Annotated in this window: 18 protein-coding genes; 11 read left to right on the top strand and 7 right to left on the bottom strand. The window is 62.0% G+C overall.

Features of this window, described 5'->3' with window-relative positions; genetic code table 11:
* Nucleotides 1-210: 210 nt before the first annotated feature.
* From JQ558_RS22510 to JQ558_RS22520, 3 genes are read left to right on the top strand one after another with little or no spacing between them, the layout of a single operon-like run.
* Nucleotides 211-3,477 carry a DUF2126 domain-containing protein gene (locus tag JQ558_RS22510; protein WP_212295141.1) on the top strand — a complete coding sequence of 1,089 codons (3,267 nt, stop codon included), beginning with the start codon at nucleotides 211-213 and terminating at the stop codon, nucleotides 3,475-3,477.
* A gap of 23 nt (nucleotides 3,478-3,500) precedes the next feature.
* Entirely contained in the window at nucleotides 3,501-6,023 is a 2,523-nt protein-coding gene (locus tag JQ558_RS22515; protein WP_212295143.1) for a circularly permuted type 2 ATP-grasp protein, read from the top strand.
* Nucleotides 6,020-6,898 carry a transglutaminase family protein gene (locus tag JQ558_RS22520; protein WP_212273620.1) on the top strand — a complete coding sequence of 293 codons (879 nt, stop codon included), beginning with the start codon at nucleotides 6,020-6,022 and terminating at the stop codon, nucleotides 6,896-6,898. The genes JQ558_RS22515 and JQ558_RS22520 overlap by 4 nt, the downstream gene beginning before the upstream one ends.
* Nucleotides 6,899-7,036: 138 nt before the next feature.
* Here JQ558_RS22520 and JQ558_RS22525 read toward each other — a convergent pair whose 3' ends face one another.
* The 5 genes from JQ558_RS22525 to JQ558_RS22545 form a co-directional block, all read right to left on the bottom strand.
* On the bottom strand, nucleotides 7,037-7,471 hold the full coding sequence (locus JQ558_RS22525) for a DUF2721 domain-containing protein (protein ID WP_212295145.1): 435 nt from the start codon (nucleotides 7,469-7,471) through the stop codon (nucleotides 7,037-7,039).
* A 10-nt stretch (nucleotides 7,472-7,481) separates the two neighbouring features.
* Nucleotides 7,482-8,471: a transporter gene (locus JQ558_RS22530; protein WP_312015013.1), complete on the bottom strand. Its 990-nt coding sequence runs from the start codon at nucleotides 8,469-8,471 to the stop codon at nucleotides 7,482-7,484.
* A gap of 215 nt (nucleotides 8,472-8,686) precedes the next feature.
* The gene (locus tag JQ558_RS22535) at nucleotides 8,687-10,117 is read right to left on the bottom strand and encodes a DUF1254 domain-containing protein (RefSeq protein ID WP_212295197.1); all 1,431 of its coding nucleotides are present in this window, start codon (nucleotides 10,115-10,117) and stop codon (nucleotides 8,687-8,689) included.
* 117 nt (nucleotides 10,118-10,234) lie between these two features.
* Nucleotides 10,235-10,900, bottom strand: coding sequence for a hypothetical protein (locus JQ558_RS22540; protein WP_409363375.1), 666 nt, complete (start codon nucleotides 10,898-10,900; stop codon nucleotides 10,235-10,237).
* Nucleotides 10,901-11,201: 301 nt separating this feature from the next.
* Nucleotides 11,202-11,537 carry a helix-turn-helix domain-containing protein gene (locus tag JQ558_RS22545; protein WP_249119429.1) on the bottom strand — a complete coding sequence of 112 codons (336 nt, stop codon included), beginning with the start codon at nucleotides 11,535-11,537 and terminating at the stop codon, nucleotides 11,202-11,204.
* A gap of 163 nt (nucleotides 11,538-11,700) precedes the next feature.
* Between JQ558_RS22545 and JQ558_RS22550 the strand changes: the two genes are divergently transcribed.
* From JQ558_RS22550 to JQ558_RS22560, 3 genes are all read left to right on the top strand, one after another.
* Nucleotides 11,701-12,834, top strand: a complete 1,134-nt coding sequence (locus JQ558_RS22550) for a helix-turn-helix domain-containing protein (RefSeq protein ID WP_312014673.1) — start codon at nucleotides 11,701-11,703, stop codon at nucleotides 12,832-12,834.
* A 203-nt stretch (nucleotides 12,835-13,037) separates the two neighbouring features.
* A complete protein-coding gene (locus JQ558_RS38380) occupies nucleotides 13,038-13,289 on the top strand; it encodes a DUF2185 domain-containing protein (protein WP_409363370.1) in 252 nt (83 codons plus the stop codon).
* Complete coding sequence (locus JQ558_RS22560; protein WP_249142585.1) at nucleotides 13,286-13,834, top strand: VOC family protein; 549 nt, start codon at nucleotides 13,286-13,288, stop codon at nucleotides 13,832-13,834. Before JQ558_RS38380 ends, JQ558_RS22560 begins: the two co-directional genes overlap by 4 nt.
* A gap of 76 nt (nucleotides 13,835-13,910) precedes the next feature.
* On the opposite strand, the gene JQ558_RS22565 is transcribed toward JQ558_RS22560, so the two are convergent.
* The gene (locus JQ558_RS22565) at nucleotides 13,911-14,426 is read right to left on the bottom strand and encodes a hypothetical protein (protein WP_212295147.1); all 516 of its coding nucleotides are present in this window, start codon (nucleotides 14,424-14,426) and stop codon (nucleotides 13,911-13,913) included.
* A 185-nt stretch (nucleotides 14,427-14,611) separates the two neighbouring features.
* Nucleotides 14,612-16,357 carry a methyl-accepting chemotaxis protein gene (locus tag JQ558_RS22570; protein WP_212295149.1) on the bottom strand — a complete coding sequence of 582 codons (1,746 nt, stop codon included), beginning with the start codon at nucleotides 16,355-16,357 and terminating at the stop codon, nucleotides 14,612-14,614.
* A gap of 523 nt (nucleotides 16,358-16,880) precedes the next feature.
* Between JQ558_RS22570 and JQ558_RS22575 the strand changes: the two genes are divergently transcribed.
* From JQ558_RS22575 to JQ558_RS22595, 5 genes are all read left to right on the top strand, one after another.
* A complete protein-coding gene (locus JQ558_RS22575; protein ID WP_212295150.1) occupies nucleotides 16,881-17,480 on the top strand; it encodes a hypothetical protein in 600 nt (199 codons plus the stop codon).
* Between the two features lie 40 nt (nucleotides 17,481-17,520).
* Nucleotides 17,521-18,903 (top strand): ethanolamine ammonia-lyase subunit EutB, encoded by a 1,383-nt coding sequence (locus JQ558_RS22580; protein WP_212295152.1) that lies wholly within the window; start codon nucleotides 17,521-17,523, stop codon nucleotides 18,901-18,903.
* Between the two features lie 148 nt (nucleotides 18,904-19,051).
* The gene (locus JQ558_RS22585; RefSeq protein ID WP_212205159.1) at nucleotides 19,052-20,641 is read left to right on the top strand and encodes a B12-binding domain-containing radical SAM protein; all 1,590 of its coding nucleotides are present in this window, start codon (nucleotides 19,052-19,054) and stop codon (nucleotides 20,639-20,641) included.
* 7 nt (nucleotides 20,642-20,648) lie between these two features.
* The gene (gene eutC / locus JQ558_RS22590; protein ID WP_212295154.1) at nucleotides 20,649-21,449 is read left to right on the top strand and encodes an ethanolamine ammonia-lyase subunit EutC; all 801 of its coding nucleotides are present in this window, start codon (nucleotides 20,649-20,651) and stop codon (nucleotides 21,447-21,449) included.
* Between the two features lie 208 nt (nucleotides 21,450-21,657).
* Nucleotides 21,658-24,039, top strand: coding sequence for an RND family transporter (locus JQ558_RS22595; protein ID WP_212295156.1), 2,382 nt, complete (start codon nucleotides 21,658-21,660; stop codon nucleotides 24,037-24,039).
* Nucleotides 24,040-24,088: the final 49 nt, after the last annotated feature.

The raw sequence follows: 24,088 nt of genomic DNA on the forward strand, positions 1-24,088 counted from the left end.
CGGGACCCATAACCACAGGCTTTGGTTTTGCGGAAGGTGTTGGCCAGTGTGCCCCATAGAGAGATCACGCGGTATGGGCCCCGGCTCAAGGCCGGGACGACACAGAGGGCGATATCCGCACTTCCCATAGGCAACCGCTGCCCGTTGTTAGTGCTTGATCCACACCGGAACCAGTGTTCTGCTTAAAAAAGCTGCTGGAGTAGCCCGTCCGTGTCGATCTTCGTCGCACTGCATCACGTTACGCACTACAAATACGACCGACCGATCGACATCGGGCCTCAAACCGTACGCCTGCGGCCGGCGCCGCACACGCGCACGCCGGTGCTGAGCTATTCGCTCAAGGTCACGCCCTCAAATCACTTCGTGAACTGGCAGCAGGATCCGCAAGGCAACTGGCTGGCGCGATTCGTTTTTCCGGAGAAGGCGAGCGAGCTGAAGATCGAGGTCGATTTCTCGACGCAGATGACCGTGGTCAATCCGTTCGACTTCTTCGTCGAACCCTACGCCACCAGTTTTCCGTTTCAATATACCGACGATCTCAAGACCGAGTTGGCGCCATATCTGGCGACCTCGGACGAGGGGCCGCTGTTTGCCGCCTATCTGAAGGACATCCCGCGTGAGGCCGACAGCACGGTCAATTTCCTGGTCGACCTCAACGCGCAGCTGCAGAAGAAAATCGGTTACGTCATCCGGATGGAGCCGGGCATCCAGACGCCGGAGGAGACGCTGGCCGCCGGCTCCGGCTCCTGCCGCGACTCCGCCTGGCTCCTGATCCAGCTCTTCAGGCATCTCGGGCTCGCCGCGCGTTTCGTCTCCGGCTATCTCATTCAACTCCGCCCCGACATCGATCCGGTCGAAGGCCCGCGCGAGGTCGAAAGCGATTTCACCGACCTGCATGCCTGGGCCGAGGTCTATCTGCCGGGGGCAGGGTGGATCGGCTTCGACGTCACCTCGGGCATGCTGACCGGCGAGGGGCACATCCCCGTCGCCGCCACGCCGCATTACCGCTCGGCGGCGCCGATCTCGGGCACCGCAGGATTCGCCATCACCGAATTCGGCTTCGAGATGAGCGTCAAGCGCATCCGCGAGGCGCCGCGGATCACGCGGCCGTTCTCGGATGAATCCTGGTCGCGTCTCGACAGGTTAGGCGAAGCCGTCGACGCCGATCTGAAAATGGACGACGTGCGGCTGACGATGGGCGGCGAGCCGACGTTTGTCTCCGTCGACGATCTGGAATCGCCGGAGTGGAATATCGCCGCGGTCGGTCCGACCAAGCGCACGCTCGCTGACGATCTCATTCGCAAATTACGCGTGCGTTTTGCGCCCGGCGGCCTGCTGCATTACGGGCAGGGCAAATGGTATCCGGGCGAGAGCCTGCCGCGCTGGGCGTTCGGGCTCTATTGGCGCAAGGATGGCGTGCCGATCTGGAAGAACGCCGAACTGATCGCGAACATCGAAAATCCGCGCAAGGCCGAAATCGCCGACGCCGAGCATTTTGCCGAAGGCGTCGCACAAAAGCTCGGACTCACAACCGACTACGTGCTGCCCGCGTTCGAGGACACCGCGCATTGGCTGCAGAAGGAAGCGGCGCTGCCGGCCAATGTCGATCCGACCGACTCCAAATTGGCTGATCCGGAAGAACGCGCGCGGATGGCGCGGGTGTTCGATTCCGGCCTCAACAAGCCAAAGGGTTATGTGCTGCCGATCCAGCGCTGGCGAGCGGAGGAAAAGCATGCCGGCCGCTGGCGCAGCGAACGCTGGAAAGTCCGGCGCGGCCATCTGTCCCTGTTTCCGGGCGATTCACCACTTGGCCTGCGGCTGCCGATATCGTCGCTGGAATACGTCCCGCCGGAAGAATTCCCCTACATCATCGAACAAGATCCGATGGAGCCGCGCGACGAACTGTCGGTCTCCGACGATGCGGCGGCGGACAAGGCGGGCAAGGAAACCAAAAAGCCCGACCCCGTGCGCACGGCGATGTCGATCGAAATCCGCGACGGCATCCTGTGCGCCTTCATGCCGCCGGTCGAGCAGGTCGATGATTATCTGGAACTGGTGACGGCAATCGAGGCGACCGCCGAAGAGCTGAAATTGCAGGTCCATGTCGAGGGCTATTCGCCGCCATACGATCCGCGCGTCGAAGTCATCAAGGTGACGCCCGATCCCGGCGTGATCGAAATCAACATCCAGCCGGCGCAGAGCTGGCGCGAGGCGGTCGACATCACCTTCGGCCTTTACGAGGACGCCGCGAAAACGCGCCTCGGCGCCAACCGTTTCCTGGTCGACGGCCGCCACACCGGCACCGGCGGCGGCAACCACGTCGTGGTCGGCGGCTCTACGCCGCAGGACTCGCCGTTCCTGCGCCGGCCCGATCTCTTGAAGAGTCTCGTGCTGTACTGGCAGCGCCATCCGTCGCTGTCCTACCTATTCTCGGGCATGTTCATCGGCCCGACCAGCCAGGCGCCGCGCATCGACGAAGCGCGGCATGACGGCCTCTATGAACTTGAAATCGCGCTGGCCCATGTGCCGCCGCCGGGCATCGAGGCGCCGCTATGGCTGGTCGATCGCCTGTTCCGGCACATCCTGGTCGACATAACAGGCAATACCCATCGCGCCGAAATCTGCATCGACAAGCTCTATTCGCCTGATGGCCCGACCGGCCGTCTCGGGCTCGTCGAGTTCCGCGCGCTGGAAATGCCGCCCGATCCGCGGATGTCGCTGGCGCAGCAACTCCTGATCCGGGCGCTGATCGCAAAAATGTGGCGCGAGCCGCAGCAAGGCCAATTCGTGCGCTGGGGCACCGCGCTGCATGATCGCTTCATGCTGCCGCATTTCCTCTGGGAAGATTTCTTGGGGGTGCTCGAAGAACTCAAGCTGTCCGGCTACGATTTTTCGCCGGAATGGTATTCGGCCCAGCTCGAGTTTCGTTTCCCGGTGTTCGGCCGGGTCCATCACGGCGGCGTATCGCTGGAGCTGCGTCAGGCGCTGGAGCCGTGGCACGTGCTCGGCGAGGAGGGCTCGGCCGGCGGCACCGTGCGTTATGTCGATTCGTCGGTGGAGCGGTTGCAGGTCAAGGCGTCGGGCTTTGTCGAAGGCCGCCACGTCGTCACCTGCAATGGCCGGCGGATGCCGATGACAGCCACCGGCCGCGCCAGTGAGGCGGTCGCCGGCGTCCGTTTCAAGGCCTGGCAGCCGGCATCCGGGCTGCATCCGACCATTCCGGTCCACGCCCCGCTGACATTTGATTTAATTGATACCTGGAACGGCCGCTCGCTCGGCGGCTGCGTCTATCATGTCGCCCATCCCGGCGGCCGCAGCTATGACACCAAGCCGGTCAATTCCTATGAGGCCGAGGCGCGGCGGCTGGCCCGGTTTCAGGATCACGGCCACACCCCGGGCAAGGTCGATCTGCCGCCCGAGGAACGCACAATAGAATTTCCTTTGACGCTCGACTTGAGGACGCCGCTCCGGCACTAAAGGCGCTGAGATCGGAGAGTCGGATGGCGGGGCAAGCCGGCAGTCAGGATAACAAGGCCCGTCCGGGCCAGCGCCGGATGGCGCAATGGACCCGTGACTACGCCCGGCTGCCCGGAATTCCCGATGAATATATCGGTCAGGACGGTGCGCCCCGGCCGGCCTGGGCCCGATTTTTCGACGCCTTTGCCGCGCTTTCGCCCGCCGACATCGAGCGCCGATTCGCCTCCGCCGACCGCCATTTGCGGGAAGCCGGCGTCACCTATCGCGCGCCCGGCGAGACCGCCGACCGGCTCTGGCCGCTGAGCCATCTGCCGCTGATCATCGACGAGACCGACTGGCGGCAACTGACCACGGGCATCGCCCAGCGCGCGCAGTTGCTCGAAATGATCCTGCGCGACCTCTATGGCGAGGGCCGGCTGGTCGCGGATGGCTCCGTGCCCGCGGCGGCGATTGCCGGCAGCAACGAATATCTGCGCGCGGTCTGCGGCGTCAAACCGCCGGGCGGACGCTACCTGCATCTCTACGCCGCCGATGTCGGCCGCGGCCCCGATGGCCGCTGGTGGGTGCTCAGCGACCGTACGCAGGCGCCGTCGGGCGCCGGCTACGCGCTGGAAAACCGCCTGGTGCTGTCGCGCGCCTTCTCCAATCTCTACAAGTCGATGAATGTCGAACGCGTCGCGCCGTTCTTTGAGGCGTTCCGCGACGCGCTGCGCGCGAGCGCTGACCGCGACGAGCCGCGCATCGGATTGCTGACGCCGGGCGCCTTCAACGAAACCTATTTCGAACATGCGACGATCGCGCGCTATCTCGGCTTCCTGCTGGTCGAGGGCGATGATCTCGCCGTCAGCGGCGACCGCATCCATATCCGCACCGTCGCCGGCCTGAAGCGGCTCGATGTGCTGCTGCGCCGGGTCGATTCCAACTTCCTCGATCCGCTGGAGCTCGATGCGTCCTCGCATCTTGGCGTGCCCGGCCTGATCGACGTGCTGCGCAAGAGCGGCGTCGTGGTCGCCAACATGCCCGGCTCCGGCGTGCTGGAGGCGCGGGCGCTGCTCGGCTTCCTGCCCAATCTGTGCCGTCGCCTGCTCAGCGAGGATTTGCTGATGCCGCACATCGCGACCTGGTGGTGCGGCCAGAAATCGGCGCGCGAGGAAGTGCTGTCGCGGCTCGACGATTTTGCGATCGAGGGCGCCTATGGCCGTGCCGTGCCGGGATTTCCGGGCAGCGGACCCGTGCTTGCGGGCGAGTTGTCTCCGCCCGAGCGCGAGCGGCTCAGGTCTGCGATTTCCGACCGCGGCATCGACTTTGTCGGCCAGGAGCTGGTGCGGCTGTCGACGACGCCCACCTGGGAGAACGGCCGGATCACGCCGCGTCCGTTCGTACTCCGGGTGTTTGCCGCCGCCACCCCGAACGGCTGGACCATTCTGCCGGGCGGCTTCTGCCGGATCGCCGATCAGCCCGACGCCCGCGCGGTGTCGATGGGCGACGGGGCGCGCGCGGCCGACGTCTGGGTGGTGTCCGACAAACCAATAGCGGCTTCGACGCTGTTGCCGGCGGCCGACACGGTGCGGATCAGGCGCATTGCCGGCGTGGTGCCGAGCCGTGCCGCAGACAATCTGTTCTGGCTCGGCCGCTATCTCGAACGTGCCGAGGCGACGCTGCGGCTGATCCGCGCGCTCGGCACGCCGACGCGCGATTCCGGCAAGGGCGCACCGAGCGGGGCATCGACCGCGCTGCATTCGGTCGAGCGCATCCAGCGGCTTCTGGTGACCTGGGGGGCGACTTCGCAGGCGAGCCGCGCCAATTCCGCCAAGGTCGCTGCCGAGGCGCTGCAAAGTGCGGAAAAATTCGGCTCGGCACTGTCGTTGCTGCGATCGGCGCAGCGCACCGCAACCTCGCTGCGGGAGCGGCTTTCGCCCGACGCCTGGCAGGTCATAACCGAGATGGTGGAACGCCTCTCTGTGGAAGCCGACGACGATGACGGCATCGTCAGCGCCGCTGAATTGTCCTTGCAGGAGCTCGCGAGCTTTGCCGGGCTCGCACAGGAGAACATGAACCGCGCCGCCGGCTGGCGCTTCCTCGAGATGGGCCGCCGCGCCGAGCGCGCCATCAACACCGCGCGGTTTGCCCGACAGTTCGCCTATGACGAGGCCGGCGACGAGGACCTCGACGTTTTGCTGACGCTGGTGGATTGCCAGATCACCTACCGTTCGCGCTATCTGGTCGGGCCGGCCCTGGCGCCGGTGCGCGATCTGGCGGTGCTCGACCCCTACAATCCGCGCTCGGTCGCATTCCAGGTGGCGGCGCTCAACGAGCACATTGCGAGCCTTCCGAGCCTCAAGGAGCATGGCTTGATCGAGCGGCCGCAGCGTCTGGCGGTGGCGCTGCAGGCGATGCTGACGACCGCGGAGGCCGCAGCGCTGGATGTCAAAGCCCTGTTCGCGCTGGAGCAGGACCTGCTCAATCTCGCCGACGCCATCGGCCTGCATTACTTCCCGCACGGACCGAATGCGAGCCGGCCGGAGAAGCTGACGGGCCTCGCGTGATCTACGACATCCGTCACGTCACGACCTATAGCTATGAGAGCCCGGTGAGTTTTGCGCGCTGCTCGCTGCGGCTGGAGCCGCGCAGCGGCGACGGGCAGCAGCTGGTCTCGCATTCCGTCGAGATCCGCCCCAAGCCGGCGGAGCGCACGATACGGCGGGATTTTTTCGGAACCCATACCGAGAGCGTGCTGATCGAAACCGCGCATCGCAGCTTGCGGATCGATTCCAGGTCGCGGGTGCAGGTCGCGCGCCAGGCGCTCGCCCGCACCGCGCCGAGCCCGTCATGGGAGAGCGTGCGCGACGTCGCCTTCGAGGCATCGAGCCTCGGTCCGGCCTCGCCGGTCGGCTACGTCTTTGCAAGTTCGCTGGTGCCGGTGCTCGGGCCGGTCACCGCATACGCCGCGGCAAGCTTCCCGCAAGGGCAGGGCATTCTCGTTAGCGCCGTCGACCTGATGCACCGCATCCGCCACCAGTTCAAATACGATCCGAAAGCCACCGTGATCTCGACGCCGCTGCGCGAAGTGTTCGAGAAACGCCACGGCGTCTGCCAGGACTTTGCCCATGTGATGATCGCGGGCCTGCGCGGCCTCGGGCTGCCGGCCGCCTATGTCAGCGGCTATTTGCGCACCTACCCGCCGGCGGGCAAACCGCGCCTGCAGGGCGCCGACGCCACCCACGCCTGGGTGTCGGTGTGGTGCGGCAGTGAGATCGGCTGGATCGGGTTCGATCCGACCAACGACCTCCTGGTCGAGAACGACCACATCATCCTGGCGGTCGGGCGCGACTTCTCCGACGTCTCGCCGGTCGATGGCATCATCGTGGGATCGCGCAAGCAAAAGCTCGCGGTGGCCGTGGACGTGGTGCCGGTGGAGTAATCAGTACCGTTCCAGGGGAGCGCCGGTGGGCCCGACTCAAAATGTTTAAAACAACCCCATGCACAGTACCGGTGTCTTTATACCCTAAACTAAGCTGCTGTTTTCTAATGTTTTTGACCGAATTATGTATAAGTCAAATCAGCCGTAATGGTCAAACTCGTTCAGCGCAATCCGAACCTCTCGCGCGAAATCCGTCAGAGACACGATGAAGGCTGAAACAGAAATGACGAAGAGGATGGCGACGCCTCGTTCGTGCCGGATCTCAAAGAATGCACTTACGAAGCCCACGATGATGACGATGCCTATCGAAATGCTTCCCATGATGGCCCAGAAGATCGCACGATTGATCATGGCGGCACGCCGAACAAGGCGGGGCAAGTCTGCCTTGAGCCGGCTTCTCGCTTGGTCCTGATCAGAAATCTGGTTCAGGTAGATCGACCTATCGATGATCCTGTTCAGGCGAGATATCAGCAGGGCGATGAAGGCCGCCAGTGCGCCAAGAAGAAACGCGGGTGCGGCCGCCTGGGAAATGACGTGAGAGAGCTGACTGATTGATGGCGTGTCCGGCAACATTGGCTGGCCGCTATTTCGCTAGCCGCCTGGTTGGCGTCACCGTGCTGGTTGGCGCCATCGGCGAGATTGAGAAGGTCAACCATGTATTCCAGCCGGCCGGGCGATTCTCGGCAGCGAACTCACCGTAACCTTTCAGGTTCAGATATCCCTGCATGTCTCCCACAGGGAACAGGAAGCCGACCTGCGGACCGATGCCTAGCACACGGGACCGAAAGCCTCCCAGGGCGGGATGCTGGCCGAAGTCATCGGTAATCTGCTGATAAGCATAGCCAACGAGGCCAACGAAGGCCTGCTTCGACAGAAACTGCGAGGCTCCCCAATCCACGTGGAAGTCGATGCCGTTCTGGTATTGCGTATCCGGATTCTTGAAATTGTAGGTGAGGCCCGCGACGGCGGAAAACTCGTGACCGGCCTGCGGATTGAAGTATGTGTAGCCGCCGCCACCGTCGATGGCAGCATGACCGATGCCGAGATTGGCGAGCCGGGTCGAACTGTAAGCGCCAACGGGAATATCTCCTGTGACATAGGTCATGAAATTGTGGACGCCTGCGTTCCACTTGAGCGTCGCCTGCGGGTAGAGATCGCCGACCGATGTGACGGAGTCGCCGAAACTGCCCGCACGCGTTACCCCGAACGGGCCAACGGCCGCCGTCAGCATTCCGGCAAGATCGGCGCTCGATCGCCCGAACAGTCCCGTTACACCGATGGCGAGTTGCCCGCCCAGCACCGGCGTTGCGAAGGTGTAAGTGGGATTGAGCAGGACGAGATCCCCCCGCCCATTCAGACGCAAGTTCAGATCGACGTTTACTGTTGCGGGAATTCTGCCGACGTGAACTTCTCTCGCGGCGGCCGCAGTACCAAATGCACTTACGCTGGTGTGATAGTAGACTGCCGCCATCGACCAGCCGGGAACCTGAGGTGTCGCAGCAAGGCTGCTGAAGCGGCCAGGAAGCCAGTAGGACACGCCGCCCTCATCGGCGCGGACGGTGGTAGCGGGCACCAACAGCGCCGCAATCGCCGAGGCAATGGCCGCATTCTTGAACGCGGGACGGAGAGATGACCTTACCTCGCTTCGTCCAACGCGGTGTCTTCCTCTTCCAAGGTCAAGCCCCCACATGATAGCCCCCCGCATGTTTTGAGAGTACCGCGCCTTAAGCCCTACTCCGAACGGTCGGCCTCATGCCGGCGCCGTCGCGCCGGCATGAGACCGTGGTCTCAAGCGCCAACCTTCCTGGCTGCAGGAACCGTCCATGTTCCGTTGATGATCGACGGGTCTGTCTCCTGCGGCCAGTACATGCGTAGCATGAGGATAAAATCTCCCTCTGGCGCAGGCAGCCAGTTGGATTCCTTGTCTTTGCCGGGAGAGTCCTTCTGAATGTACAGGTCGGTTGAGCCGTCCGGATTTTCCTTCAAATCTTCACGAGCACTGACCGAGTACCTGTTGAGCGGGTTCTTTACGAAGAAATAGCCGCTGTCATACATCGTAAGCGACCAAAATCCCTCCGCTGGAGGCAAATGGCCTTTGGGAAACCGCATCACGTACTTGTTCGCGCCATTGTACTTGTGACCATCGGCGTCTTTTTGCGAGGTGGGATACACCGCGTCCTGCGGACGGTTGGCACCAAGTCCGATCGCTGTCACCAGGGCACGCATCAGATAATCGGTGCCATAGATGCCGGTCTTCGTCGTGAAAGCGAAGCCGTTCTCGTCCTTGATGGCCTTGTTGATCTTGAACTGAACCATGATCCGGTCAAACGACACCTCCGGCACGCGCTTCAGGAAGTCCGCCTTCAGCTTGCTCTCGTCAAAATCCTGCCCGGGTACGATGCCGATGCGAGCAAATTTCGCAAGCTGAGGCGCGTCGGCGGCGTATGGTGGATTGGTCTTCATTAGCTCGCAAAGCAGCTTGAAGTACGAAATCGCGTCCATGCGATTGACCTGTTCGCGGACGGCCGTTTTCATGTCGATCGACGGATCGACCTTGCCCACAGGCGGCGTGTACGGCTTGCCGTAAGCGCTGAGCGGCACGAGCTTGCACTCGTCCTGCAGCTTGTGTACGGCCGCGTAATCTTCCGGCGTGCCGGTGCAGTAGATCCGGCCGAGCAGCCACACGATATTGGTCTGCGACTTATACTGCTTCACGCCATCCGGCAGCGTGCCTTTCCAACCGGGCCCGGTAATCGCGTAGGTCTGCGCGCCGGTGCCAGTGGTACGCTTGCCGGGCACCTGGAAAACCGTCGTCCAACCGTCCAGCATCGGCATCAGGAAATAGCGTCCCTTCATGTCGGGGATGCTGCGCACCCATGGTTCTTTCCCGACATCGAAAAACGAGGTCGTGTAGAGCGTGTCCGCGTTCGGCGCCGTGACGTCCCGGAACGAGGCGTCGGGATATTGTCGTAGCTTGATGATATGCCCCATCGGGCCGCGCGTGCCCACGGGCTCGGCGACATTGGTGATGATCCGCCGGGTCATCTCCATCGTCACCAGCGGATAGCCGAAGATGTAGGCGTCGCTGGCCAGCCAAAACTCTTCCAGGCCTTGTCCCACTCCGAGAAAGGAATCCTGCGCAAGAGTCGGTCGTGTTGCGGCGACTCCTGCGAGCAACCCCATTCCGCCAAGTGCGAGGGATCGACGGGTGATGTTCATCGTTATCTCCTTCCTGATACAAACGAATGACGTAGGTTCGTGGCTCACGCCTTTTGCAACGGCGTCGTTTAGACGAGTGTAAAAATTGGCGGCTACGATGCCGCTAATCGGCAAGGCTCAATAGCAAGGCGGATAGGGGTAGTATCCGCATCGGGGAGCGTAATAGGGATACGCCGCTGCGCCGGCCACAGCGGCCGCTCCCGCGAAAGCAGCGCCACGGTAGAACGCTCCCCGCCAGGCCGTGCGGCGGGCGACGCCGGCGAAAGACAACGGCGTGAATGGCCGGCCAATGATGTCGATAAAGACGGATGCCGGGCCGTCCGCTCCAGCGAGATCGCCTTCGAGTATGTCGACATCGAAAGTCAGCTTGTCACCCTCAAGCTTGGGCGATTTCAGTACGACGACGGCATCGACCACGGATGATCCGTCCTTCTTGAATCCGGACACGGTGGCGTTTGGGGGATCCTTCGCAAAGTTGTCGCTGCCGTTGCCCCAATCCTCGACAATTCGCGACGTGAGATCATGCCCGGCGGCGCGAACAGGCCGATCGGCAAAGACGATCGCATTCGGTGAAATTCCCGTCAGCACCAGTTTACCTTCCTTCAGACTCGCGCCGCGCGAGTTGAGGACAAAAAGAGACGGGACCACTTCCGGCTTTGCCTGACCGATGGATTTATCAAGCGGAATGTGCGGCTTGTTCTCTGCCGGCGATTGAGCAAGAAGTTGGTGCGGAAGAGCCACTAAACCAGCGGCGCAAGCCGCGATCAGGGCAAGGCGAGCCATCATGATGGTGTTCTCCTTTGCAGGCTGGTTGTTGTTTTTCGATCGGCACTTGAGCAATTCAAAAAGCAGCTTGGAGCAGCGCCGTGCAGACAAGCCGAAAACGCTAGCGACACCTCCCAATTCACCATGGTCGTCATTGATATAGATCAATGGCGGGATAGCTCGCTCGCGCTGGTGACGCTTTCACCGCCGCGGCGACCGTTCTGCATTTCGCGCCAATTCACATCGCGCGTCTTGCCATTTCGCGCCAATCGTCAGAAGTTGTTCAGCGGCTGATCGCATGAGAACGACGGCGAGCAAATCAACCATCATGCTTGCGGCCACGTTGCTGCCGCCGATAAACAACAGGTTGAATTTTCATCAAACGGGCAAAAGATCGGCTGAAGCTGCTCGCGTTGGTATAACCGAGGAATTTAGCGATATCCGACAAGCGCTTACTCGAATCGGCGAGCAAGTGGCACGCGATCTGCAAACGCACCTCGGCGAGCAGTTTGCCGTGGCTTGTACCCATGCGTTCGAGATGACGCTGCAATGTGCGTCCACTGATTTTGAGCGCGTGGGCTGTGCTATCCAGGGTTGCGTCACCGTGCCGCAGTGATGCAACAATGGCGGCGCGGACCGCCTTGGGTGAAGGCAAGCGGACAGCTCTCATCGGTTGGTGCGAGGCGCGAAGCCTATGCTCCCTCAATGGAATTCGGGTGATGAGACTACGGGCCCTTGATGGGACTCATCTGGCCAATAGGCGCCAAAATTTTCGTCAAATGGAATTGTCCGAAACCTGAAACTCTCTCGGAAGGATTGTGCTCGATAAAACGGAAGCAAAAAGCGGTGCGGAACTGATAGTCTGTCGACAAGATTCAGGCAGGCATGCAGTTGGGCTGCCAACTGCGCGTTCTTTAGTACGTTTTAGATTTCGTTTTGAGGTGCAGTCAGTGCCGAAGATTCATTTGACGCGTTGTCAACACCTTAGTCCTTTCGCGGACATTCTGAATAATCTTGGCACGCCAACCGCTTCGCTGCTGGAGAAATTTCGTTTACCAGCGTCGCTGGAGGAAAAATCCGATCACTACGTTCCGATTTTACCTGCGATCGAATTTGCGGAGTTTGCCAGTAGGTCGCAGGGCATAGAGGATTTCGGATTCCACGCTGCCAAGACGCTACATTTCGGCCACCTGAGTGAAAGGACCCGGATTTTAATCGGTCATTCTCCGACGCTGCTTGTCGCGCTACAACAGGCCTGCAAATGGGCATCGCTCGAAGACTCAAACTTGAGCAACTGGCTCGAGCACCACGACGATCATGTGCGCTATTGCAGCAGGCTTGCCGGGACCAAGGGGCTTCAGCATCTCGAGCATTCACAGTGGCTTCAGAACGTTTTTCCGATTTACATCGTCCGGCAATTCGCCGGACCGGATTGGGCTCCGGCAACTATCGCCTTTGAAGCGCGGTACACGCCGGGTCCGGCATGTCAGTCATTTTGGCCGACCTCTCGATTCCTGTCCGGTCAAGAAGCATCGTGGATCGACGTGCCTGTTTCGCTTCTGGCACTCCCTAACAGGTCCAGCGAAAGTTCTCTCGATCTGAAGAGCGACCACGTCCAACATTCAAGTTTTGACTTCATCCAGGCCTTGAAGCTGATGCTTCCCTCCTACCTGGACGAGCGACCTCCAATGCTTGCTGAAATTGCAGAACTGGCAGGGGTCAGTGCGCGTAGCCTTCAACGCAAGCTCTCGCGCGCCGGCTTTACATATTCGGAGCTTGTGGATGCCGTCAGGTTTGAAAATGCCAGGCAGCTCTTACGTAACACCGATTCCAAGATCATCGAAATCGCGTTCGCTTCTGGCTACGCGGATCCTGCCCACTTTACCCGCGCCTTCCGGAGGGTTGCCGGCGTAACGCCGGGGCAGTTTCGCGAACAATGGCGACCTCGATAATACTTGTTTCTACGAAGCTGTTTCGACGGGTTCAATGTCCGTTTTGGATCCAAGCGGAATTGACGTCCACGCCGGAAGTCAGCTTTTGACCTTATCTGAACGTTGCACAAAGCTAGATCATTGTGGCCGCGCTACCCGTTCGGTGAGAGGCCTGATGCAGAAGCGGTTCGCAAAGACTGCCGGAGATTTCAAACCGCTCGCCTGTGGTTACGGAGCATGTTTCGCAACGGACAGGATCAAAGTCGACGGCATGCGCGTCCGCTTCATGTACCGGGAAAAGGCCGGCAACTCGATCGATAGCGGATAGAGGTTCATGGCCGGGCGAAACAGACGACTACATGAATGATGCAGCTAATCATGGGATTTATGACATCAGTACGATAGCGAAATACGATCCCGACATCATGCCTGTCTCGACGCGGCGGAAGGTTGAGCTTTCGGACGAATGCCAATGATCACTTCGTTCAAATCGTTGATTATCGGATTGCGGAGTAAGAGGCTTCTGGCCCATAGCGCGGCCGAGTGCGCGGCGTTGATGACAGGGAGTGATCAGATGATACTCAATCCGGATCATATCACGATCGCAGTGGCAGACGCCGACCGGGCGATCGGGTTCTTCGCGCTGCTTGGCTTCACAAAGGGGCACGTTGCGACGATCGACGGTGGCCTTCCCGCCCGGTACATGGGCATGCCGGCCATGAAAGCGCAGCACATCACCCTTGTGCTTGAAGGAGCGGACCCTCATTTCGAGATCCAGCTGCTTGAGTTTGACCCGCCCCCGGGGACCGATCCGGGTGCGCACCCGACGAATTTGCGAAAACTGGGCTTCAATCATCTCGCGTTCCGCGTCGATGACATTGAGGCGGCCACCGCGCACCTCGTGGCCAACGGCGTAACGGTGCTGAGTGACGAGATGGACTACATCAGCCGAAAGCTGCGGCTCTTCGAGGGTCCCGAGGGCATTACGGTAGAGTTGGTACAGTGGGACGGCTCAGCCTAGACTTATCTGCGGTAGAAAATGCGTCAAACCAAAAAACTGGAGCTTCGGTTCTGATTCGATCAGAACCGATCATGCCCTAGGCAGCGGAAGACACCTTGTCCGGCTGGCAAGCGCGCTTGTCTGCGAAGGCCGTGTTGATGGCGTCGTGGAAGCGACGCAGCCAGTGCTCGGCCGTATTCGCGCGCGCTTCGGCTTCGGCCAGTCGTTTCGTGAGTTGTTCTACGTTCGCCTCACTTGCAATCAATCTTTCTTGGAGGCTGGCAATCTGTTGTGAAGCCTCAATTCGCTTCGAACGTGAATGCTGCAACAGTTCGAACGCCTTGGCCTGGATTTTGTGCGAGTGGCTTTCCACCATCTGCATGGCCTGGGCGGCGCCACTGATCAGCTCAAGGGCTTGAAGATGGTCTGGAGAATCGGCGTCTTTCGGCAGGGCCGCGGGTGAGGGGACTGACGGGGCTGACAGGACCTCTTCGAGTTCGAAGCTGAAGTCCGAGTCACCCTGGTCCTCCGTCCGCGGTACGACGAGGCTGTAGATGTGAGGGCGACGGATTGCGTTTGGCTGCCTGATGGTGGCTCTGCTCTCCCGGGCCATGGTGTTCTCCTCCAATGCGCTGGGCCGTGCCGGGACAATCGCAAGCGTATGGTTAACAAATGGTTAACGCGCACACGTGAAAAGGATGGTTGAGGGGTTGATACCCCTTGGCGTTGCCGGCCTGGCGGATCAGATTTCCGCCGATTTGGGGATCCGATATCGCTTCAGGATAACTTCGTCCCGCCCTAGGTGCCGGTGCGCCTGAAATCGTCGACCGGGTCGGCGCGCAGATTGCGGAAGAACGTTTCGACCTCGCGCGAGAGCGTTTCTGCCGTCGCCGTCAGGTCGCTGGAGGCGGTGAGGACGGACGCCGCGGCCGTGCTGGTCTTGCCCATGGCGTCGCTGAGCGAGCCGATATTGACCACCAGCGTGCCGTTGCCTTGCGCGGCCAGTTGCGCGTTCTGCGAGATTTCGCGGGTCGCCAAATCCTGCTGCTCGATGGCGCCGGCAATCGCCGACGTCACATCGTTGATCTCGCGCACCGCGTTGCCGATTTCGCGGACGGCATCGACCGAATTCCTGGTCGAGGTCTGGATCAGGCCGACGTTCTGGCCGATCTCGGCGGTCGCCTTGGCGGTCTGCTCGGCCAGCGCCTTGACCTCATGGGCGACGACGGCGAAGCCGCGGCCGGCGTCACCGGCGCGCGCGGCCTCGATCGTTGCGTTCAGCGCCAGCAGATTGGTCTGCTCGGCGATCGCCTGGATCAGGTTGAGCACGCCGTCGATGCGCTGCGTTGCGGCGGCAAGCCCTTCGATCTCGGTGACGGATTTCTCCGTGCGCAGACCGGCCTGTTCGACCGCGCTGGCAGACTGGCGAACCTGACGGCCGATCTCTTCTACGGAAGCGGACAGTTCTTCGGCGGCGCTGGCGACCGCGGAAACGTTGCTGGAAGCCTGCTCGGTGGCGCCTGACGCCGCAACCGCGCGTCCGCTGGCATCCGACGCTACGCTGGCGATGGTTTCAGCCGTGCCGCGCATCGACGTCGCGTTGTCGGTGACGGCGCGCAATACGCCGCCGATCGCTTCACGGAACGCGTCCACCGAGGCTTCGATCTGCCTAGTGCGTTGTTCGCGGGCCCTGGAGTCCTCGACCACCTGCGAATTCAAATTGCGGTTGCGATCCATCGCCTCCTGGAAAATCTTGATGGCGCGCGCCAGCGCGCCGATCTCGTCGAGGCGATTGGCGTGCGGCACCTCGACGCCTTCGGCGCCCTCGGCGACGCGCTTGATGGTGTCGGTGATGACAGACAGCGGACGCGCGACCGAGCGGGAAATGATCAGCACGCCGATCACGACCACGATGATCGCCAGCACGCCGAGACCGGTCAGGACAAAGGCCAGCGTATGGTTGGCGTCGGCCCGCTGCGCCAGCTTCTTGCTGCGCTCGGCGTAGACCTTGGAAAGCGCTTCGAGATCCTTGTTCAGGGCCGAGCGCACCTGGCGGTTGGCGTCATTGTCGCCCCATTCGCGGCCAGCGGCAGCGCCGATTTCCACGCCGCGCCGAACCAGTTCCTTGCGGAAGTCGACGAATTGTTCGATGCGCTTCTTGAAGGTGGCGAATTGCTCGGCATCGTCGGCCTGTACCAGCGCCTGCCAGTTCCGGACGACTTCGAGAATGCTTTCGTTGAATTTGAGCAAGCCATCGCCGTACTTCTTCACGACGGCGGGCTCCGTCGACATGTAGACGCCGCGCGATTCCATCACCACGGCATAGACCAGTGAGTTGACGCGCTCGACATTCTGCGCGGCGCGGCTCGCCGTTGCCACGGCCTCGGTGAGCGCGGCGTTCTGGCGGGTATTGTAGTCGGACAACGCGGTAATGGCGGCGACGAGGACCGCAAACAACGCAAAGATCGAATACAGCTTGGTCGCGAGCGAAAGGCGGGACGCGATGCTGCGGACAGAGGTGGGGGATTTCAGAATTTCAGCCATAACGGCACTCCACAAAGGCCGGTGAGAGCACCGTCGGCCGTCTATAAATTGTGCAGCGTTTTCATGGAGAATGTCTTAACGCGCGAGGTTCGCACGGCTGCAACTTTTGGAATTTATTACATAAGAAGTTCAAATGGTTATCGCGGTGGTCTGTCAGGTGCGGCACTGCGACCGGAGCGTGTATTTCTTACCAAGCGTTGCTCACGGACGAGGTGCGATTCGATGTGATCCCGTGTTGCCGCCAGCCCACTCGCGGCTCTCGCTCATCCATAGCGGCAAGCCGCCTGACGGATGTGAGGGCGCGCCAACCTGCCGCAAACGAGCAGAAGTGTTCTCACGCAGGGGGACCCGCAAACACCGGGGGCGCGAATCAAGCTACACAGCGAGCGCAGCGACGAAACGGTCTGGCTCGTCTTGCCCAGGCGGGTGAACGCGCAAACCCAGAAGCCATCGTCTGGAACCATCGTGTGCGCAGGAGGCCTGCTGCACCGTGTGGTTCGATTGCGAGTGAGGACGAGGGCTTATGGCTCAAACTGCTGCCTTGACGGGCAATGTCGATCTCTATCTCCACGTTCGCGTGCTGCTCGCCATCATTCTCGGGCTCAGCGTCACCCGCTTGATCAGCGGCCTCGCGACCTTGATCCAGCATCCCGGCCGCTACCCGATTTGGTCTGTTCATCTGGGCTGGGTCGCCTGGGCACTCCTGAACGTGGTCACGTTCTGGTGGTGGGAGTTTCGGCTGAGCCTCGTGCAGCAATGGACGTTTGGCCTCTATGCCTTCGTTTGCGTGTACGCGTCGATGTACTATTTCCTCAGCGCGCTGCTTTTTCCTCAGGATCTCGATGATTATCAGGGCTATCAGGACTATTTTCTCGACCGCCGCCGCTGGTTCTTTGGCTTGATTGCCCTGACGGAAGCGCTCGATGTGGTCGATACCTTGATAAAGGGCGAGCAACATCTACGTTTCCTGGGACCTGAATATCTCCCGCGGATCGGCGCATTCGTGGCGCTGTGCGCGGTGGCCGCGATCACGCGCAATCCGAGATTCCACAAGCTGTTCGTGTCCGCCGCGATCGCCTATGAGATTAGCTTTTTCGGCCGCTATTACGGTACACTGAACTAGGCCACGACAGTGGAGCAAGAGCAGGGCCAGGAAAATCAGCATGGTCTATCGCCAAACCATCGATGCCACCTCCTACGTCTTCGATGATTTGCGCGACCTGCTCGCCAAGGCGACGCCGCCGCGTTCCGGCGATCGCCTCGCCGGCATTGCTGCCGACAGCGCCCAGCAGATGATTGCGGCGCGGATGGCGCTCGCGAATGTCCCGCTCAAGCAGTTCCTCCAAGAAATGGTGGTGCCTTACGAGGACGACGAGGTCACCCGGCTGATCGTCGATAGCCATGACGCGGCGGGCTTTGCCGCCATCTCGTCGCTGACGGTCGGCGGTTTTCGCGACTGGCTGCTCTCGGACGCTGCGACCTCCGCGGTGCTGCAGCAGATATCGCGCGGGATCACGCCGGAAATGGCGGCGGCCGTGTCCAAATTGATGCGCAACCAGGATCTCATACTGGTCGCGAAAAAATGCGCCGTGACGACGGCCTTTCGCAACACCATTGGCCTGAAGGGCCGGATGAGCGTCCGCCTGCAGCCCAACCATCCCTTTGACGACGCCAGGGGCATCACCGCCTCGATCCTTGACGGCATCCTGCTCGGATCGGGCGATGCCTGTATCGGCATCAACCCGGCGAGCGACGATCCGGCCGTGATCGGCGAGCTCGTGCGCCTGCTCGACGGTGTGATCGCGCGGCTGCAGATCCCGACCCAGGGCTGCGTGCTCACCCATGTCACCACCACGCTCGGGCTGATCGGGCAGGGCGCGCCCGTCGATCTCGTATTCCAGTCGATTGCAGGGACCGAGGCCGCCAACCGCAGCTTTGGCGTCGATCTGGCGCTGTTACGGGAGGCGCAGCAGGCCGGGTTATCGCTACGCCGCGGCACCGTCGGCGACAATGTGATGTATTTCGAGACCGGGCAGGGCTCGGCGCTGTCGGCGGGCGCCCATCACAATGTCGATCAGCAGACCCTGGAAGCGCGGGCCTATGCTGTGGCACGCGCCTTCGATCCCTTGCTGGTCAACAGCGTGGTCGGCTTTATCGGCCCGGAATACCTGTATGACGGCAAGGAGATCATCCGCGCCGGGCTGGAGGACCATTTCTGCGGCAAGCTGCTCGGCCTGCCGCTCGGAGTCGACGTTTGCTACACCAACCACGCCGAGGCCGATCAGGACGACATGGACAATCTCTTGACGCTGCTGGCGGCCGCCGGTGTTACCTTCATCATGGGGGTGCCGGGCGCGGATGACGTGATGCTGAACTATCAGTCCACCTCATTCCACGACGCGCTCTATGTCCGGGACCTGTTCGGACTGAAGCGGGCGCCCGAATTCGACGACTGGCTGCTGCGCAGCGGGCTTGCCGGCCCCGATTTCCGCCTTGCGGGCGACGCGGGCCTGCTACCCGAATTTGCGTCACGGCTGATCGCTTGAACCGTCCGGGCGCGCCGGTGACTAACCTGTCACGCAACCTTCGGGCCGCCAGCGCGTTATAAGGGGCCGCCACAATCTTGAAGAATTTCTGGCCCACCCTTCAATGACGTGCTTAAATTTGCGATAGGGCTTTGGCTGAGGAAGTTTGATGAGAGCTGAAGGCATTGAGACGGCACGGCGCATCCTGTGTGTCTTCCCCCGATACACGTCATCTTTTGGCACGTTCGAATACGCCTATCCTCTGACCGACGGCGTGCAGGCTTTCATGCCACCGCAGGGGTTGCTGCTGATCGCGGCCTATTTGCCGGCCAACTGGCCGGTCCGTTTCGTCGACGAAAACCTCCGCCCCGCCACCCAAGAAGATTTCGAGTGGGCGGAAGCAGTGTTCGTCAGCGGCATGCACATCCAGCGCCAGCAGATGAACGACATCTGCCGCCGTGCCCATGCCTTCGACCTCGCGGTCGCGATCGGCGGGCCGTCGGTGAGCGCCTGCCCGGATTACTATCCCTCGTTCGACTACCTCCATGTCGGCGAACTCGGCGACGCGACCAATGATTTGATCGCGCGGCTGGCGCGCGACCCGTCGCGGCCTGAGCAGCAGGTGGTGCTGAAGACCGCCGACCGCCTCGCGATGACGGAGTTTCCGATTCCGGCGTATGAACTCGCCGAGATCAGAAAATATCTCCTCGGCAGTATCCAGTATTCGAGCGGCTGTCCCTATCAGTGCGAGTTCTGCGACATCCCCGGCCTCTATGGGCGCAATCCACGCATCAAGACGCCGCAGCAGATCGTCGCCGAACTCGACAGGCTGCGCGAATGTGGAATGACCGACACGGTGTATTTCGTCGATGACAATTTCATCGGCAACCGCAAGGCGGCGCTCGACCTGCTGCCGCATCTTGTCGAATGGCAGAAGCGAACCGGCTACATCACGCGGCTCGCGTGCGAGGCGACGCTGAACATCGCCAAGCGGCCCGAGATCCTCAAGCTGATGCACGAGGCCTTCTTCGTCACCGTGTTCTGCGGCATCGAGACACCCGATCCCGACGCGCTGAAGGCGATGCACAAGGACCACAACATGATGGTCCCGATCCTGGAAGGCATCCACACCATCAATTCCTATGGCATGGAGGTCGTCTCCGGCATCATCATGGGTCTCGATACCGACAAGCCCGAGACCGCCGACGCGTTGCTGGCCTTTGTCGATGAATCCCGGATTCCGCTGCTGACGATCAATCTGCTGCAGGCGCTGCCGAAGACACCGCTGTGGGATCGCCTGCAAAAGGAAGGCCGGCTGCTCGAGGAGGACGACAGCCGCGACTCCAATGTCGATTTCCTGCTGCCCTACGATCAGGTGGTCAGTTCATGGCGCAAATGCATGGAATTCGCCTATGAACCCGCGCGGCTGTTCGCGCGCTATCAGTATCAGTGCGAATACACCTACGCCAACCGGCTCAAAAGGCCTGTCAGCCCGGAGATGAAGAGCTGGGCCAATATCCGGCGCGGCCTGATCATGCTGCGCAACATCTTCTGGAAAGTCGGGGTGCTCGGCGACTACCGGAAGGCGTTCTGGAAATTCGCGCTGCGGCGGCTGCGGCAGGGCGACATCGAGGGCCTGATCGGTTCGGCGATGATCGCGCATCATCTGATCCTGTTCGCGCGTGCAGCCTCCGGCGGTCAGCAGAGCGCATCGAACTATTCGATCCGGCTGCGCGAGGCCTCGGTTCCTGCCGAGTAACACCGATATGAAAACGCCGGCGCCGTCGTCCCGTTCGTTGAGCGATCTGCGGGAGCTCACGCCGGCGCGCGTCGGGCTTGGCCGGGCTGGCGCCAGCATGCCGACCGATGCGCTGCTTGCTTTCACCCTCGACCACGCACGGGCCCGCGATGCGGTTCATGGCGCCTTCGACACGTCGCGTCTCGTCGAGGAATTGGCCAGCCTTGGACTGGCGCCGGTTCTCCTGTCCAGCCAGGCGCGCAACCGGCGCGATTATCTGCGCCGCCCCGATCTCGGACGCATGCTCGATCCGGCCTCGCAACGCGCGCTGGCCGATCGAAGCGGTGGCCCGTGCCAGCTGGCCATCGTGGTCGGCGACGGCCTGTCGCCGGCGGCGGTCAATGTCCATGCGGTCGAACTGGTTCGCCATCTGGTTCCGCGATTGCAGGAAGCCGGGGTCCAGCCCGGCGGTACCGCGGTCGCCTCCGGCGCGCGTGTGGCGCTGGGGGACGAGATCGGCGCCATGTTCGGCGTACTGATGGTCCTGATGCTGATCGGCGAGCGGCCGGGCCTGTCGGCACCGGACAGCCTCGGGGCCTATCTGACCTTCGCGCCGCGCATCGGCCTCACCGACGCTGATCGTAACTGCGTCTCCAACATCCACGGCGCGGGCCTGAGCTATGATGAAGCCGCTTTCAAGATCGCCTGGCTGGTGCGCGAGGGGCTGGCCCGGCAAGTCACGGGCGTCGCACTAAAAGATGAAAGCGGTGGCGCGGCACCGGCGCGGATCGGCGCTGGTTGGTTCGAGTGTGACAAATCAGAGACTTAGCGGTGGTTTTCGTGATCTGCACGGCGATTTGACCCCCGCCGCGCGCTTGCCGTATGCGGTCCGGGCCTGTAAAACGGCGGCGGTTAATTTACCGCGTGATTTCAAGGGCTAGCGCCAATCAGCGCCAATCAGATATGGGGCTGACTGAGCCGCATCCGCGCCCGCAACCCAAACTACAATTCAAGCCGACGTGAGAACTGGACAGGGTATGCTCGAAAAGAACACCGAAAGTCGGGTCCATGTCGAGGAGATCGAGGAGCCGCCGCCGCCCGGGCAGAGCATCGCCTTCGGTCTCGAGCGCATGGGGCTGATCGCGGTCAAGGCGCCCATCCTGTCCTGCCTCATCCTGGCCGCCCTGATGATCGCGGCGATCTTCGGCATCCAGCGCATCAAGATCGACGATTCGCTGAGCCAGCTGTTCCGCTCCGATTCCAAGGACTACAAGCAGTACGAAGCCGTCACCAAGCGCTTCCCGGCGACCGAGTTCGACGTGCTGGTGGTGGTCGAAGGCAAGGCGCTGATGGCGCGGCCCAATCTCGAGAAGATCCGTGACATGGTCACCGACCTGCAACTGGTCGATGGCGTGCGCGGCCTGGTCTCGCTGTTTTCGGCGCGTCAGGCGCCGGAGCGCGGCAAGCTGCCGGCGGCGCTGTTCCCCTCTGAACTGCCGGAAGGCGCGGCCTACGACAAATTCGTCGAGACCGTGAAGACCAACGAGATCATTCGCGGCAAGCTGCTGTCCGAGGACGGCACGCTGGCGCTGATGGTGCTGTCGCTCGAACCATCGATCGTCGCCAGCAAAGACCTCTCCAGGGTGATCGCCGATATCCGCAAGATCATGGCCGACGATCTCGCCGGCAGCGGGCTCAACGCGCAGCTGTCCGGGGTTCCGGTCATGCAGCTCGAGATCCGCAACGCGGTCAAGCGCGACGGGCTGACCTACAACATCCTCGGCATCCTGGCCGGCTGCATCATCGCGATCATCTTCTTCCGCAAGATATCGTTCATGATCATCGCGGCGTTCCCGCCGATCATCGCGATCCTGCTCGCGCTCGGCGGTCTCGGCTGGGCCGGATTCAATCTCAACATGTTCCTCAACGTGATGACGCCGCTCATCATGGTGATCAGCTTCTCCGATTCGATGCAGTTGACCTTCGCCGCGCGCGACCGGCTGATCGCGGGACAGGACAAATACACCGCCTTCAAGAACGCCGTGCTGGTGGTGGGGCCGGCCTGCGTGCTCACCCATGGCACCGCGGGCATCTCGTTCATCGCCCTGCAATTCTCCGACTCCGAGCTGATCCGCAAGTTCGGCGAGGCCGGGCTCGCCGCCACCATCATCGCGCTGATCGCGGTGCTGTCGCTGGTGCCCGCGTTCGGCGTGCTTCTGGTGCGCAACGAAAAGATCATGGCGGTGAAATTCCAGGGTGCCGACGCCGGCGTTCAGGCGCTGCGCAATTTCTGTTACTGGATCGCCGTGCGCATGGTCGGCCGCCCCGGCTTGTTCAGCCTGCTCGCGGTGATCCTGGTCGCCGGCCTCGGCTACATCTACGCCACGCTGGAGCCGCGTTATCGTCTTGCCGACCAGGTGCCTGACAAACGCCAGGCGGTGGCGGCGTCGAGCCGTCTCGATGCCAAGCTCACCGGCGCGAACCCGATCGACGTGCTGATCGAATTCCCTAAAGGCGCCTCGCTCTATTCGGCGGACACCCTGAAGACGATCGCCGATGTCCATTCCATGGTGGAAACGGCGGCCGGCGTCGGCAACGTCTGGTCGCTGGAAACGCTGCGCCGCTGGCTGGCCGAAAAGGCCGGCAGCAGCGATGTCGCGACGCTCAAGGAATATGTCAGCGTGATTCCTGAACATCTGGTGCGGCGCTTCATCTCGGCCGATCAGGACGCCGTAGTGGTGTCGGGCCGCGTTCCCGATCTCGATTCCAGCGAGATTCTTCCCGTGGTCGACAAGCTCGACGCGGCGCTCAACAAGGTGCGCGCCGAGCATCCGGGCTATGAGATCGCGGTGACCGGTCTGTCGGCCATCGCCGCGCGCAACAGCGCCAACATGATCCAGAAGCTCAACCACGGCCTCACCATCGAATTCCTGCTGGTCGCGATCTTCATTGGCCTCGCGTTCCGCTCGGTGGTGGTGATGTTCTCCTGCATCCTGCCGGGGATTTTCCCGGTGGTGGCATCGGGCACCGTGCTGTGGCTGCTCGGGGAGGGACTGCAATTCGCCAGCGTGGTGGCGCTGACGGTGTCGTTCGGCCTCGGTCTCAGTGCGACGATCCACTTCCTGAACCGGCTGCGGCTGGAGTCGAAGCCCGGCATCAGTCCGGAACTGGCGGTGGAACGCGCCACCGTGCTGGTCGGCCCGGCGCTGATCCTGACCACGGTGGTGCTGGCCTGCGGCCTCGTCGTGACGGTGTTTTCCGACCTGCCGTCGCTGCGCCTGTTCGGCTGGCTCAGCGCGTTCTCGATGGTCGCAGCACTGGTCGCGGATCTCTTCATCCTGCGGCCGACGTCGATGTTCCTGATCAACCTGTCGGACAGGATCCGCGTCACCGGCGCTCACGCCAAGCCGGCAAAGTAGCCGATCGGCCGCTTTTGCAAAAAGCCGTCTACACGAAAAAGAGCCAGGT

The sequence above is a fragment of the Bradyrhizobium sp. AUGA SZCCT0160 genome, assembly GCF_018130105.1.
GTDB lineage: Bacteria > Pseudomonadota > Alphaproteobacteria > Rhizobiales > Xanthobacteraceae > Bradyrhizobium.

Bases quoted from the DNA above. Each gene is read 5' to 3' on its own strand.
- JQ558_RS22515 (WP_212295143.1), top strand. From the start codon at position 3,501: ATGGCGGGGCAAGCCGGCAGTCAGGATAACAAGGCCCGTCCGGGCCAG.
- JQ558_RS22525 (WP_212295145.1), bottom strand. From the start codon at position 7,471: ATGTTGCCGGACACGCCATCAATCAGTCAGCTCTCTCACGTCATTTCC.
- JQ558_RS22535 (WP_212295197.1), bottom strand. From the start codon at position 10,117: ATGAACATCACCCGTCGATCCCTCGCACTTGGCGGAATGGGGTTGCTC.
- JQ558_RS22540 (WP_409363375.1), bottom strand. From the start codon at position 10,900: ATGGCTCGCCTTGCCCTGATCGCGGCTTGCGCCGCTGGTTTAGTGGCT.
- JQ558_RS22560 (WP_249142585.1), top strand. From the start codon at position 13,286: ATGATCACTTCGTTCAAATCGTTGATTATCGGATTGCGGAGTAAGAGG.
- JQ558_RS22565 (WP_212295147.1), bottom strand. From the start codon at position 14,426: ATGGCCCGGGAGAGCAGAGCCACCATCAGGCAGCCAAACGCAATCCGT.
- JQ558_RS22570 (WP_212295149.1), bottom strand. From the start codon at position 16,357: ATGGCTGAAATTCTGAAATCCCCCACCTCTGTCCGCAGCATCGCGTCC.
- JQ558_RS22575 (WP_212295150.1), top strand. From the start codon at position 16,881: ATGGCTCAAACTGCTGCCTTGACGGGCAATGTCGATCTCTATCTCCAC.
- JQ558_RS22580 (WP_212295152.1), top strand. From the start codon at position 17,521: ATGGTCTATCGCCAAACCATCGATGCCACCTCCTACGTCTTCGATGAT.
- JQ558_RS22585 (WP_212205159.1), top strand. From the start codon at position 19,052: ATGAGAGCTGAAGGCATTGAGACGGCACGGCGCATCCTGTGTGTCTTC.
- eutC (WP_212295154.1), top strand. From the start codon at position 20,649: ATGAAAACGCCGGCGCCGTCGTCCCGTTCGTTGAGCGATCTGCGGGAG.
- JQ558_RS22595 (WP_212295156.1), top strand. From the start codon at position 21,658: ATGCTCGAAAAGAACACCGAAAGTCGGGTCCATGTCGAGGAGATCGAG.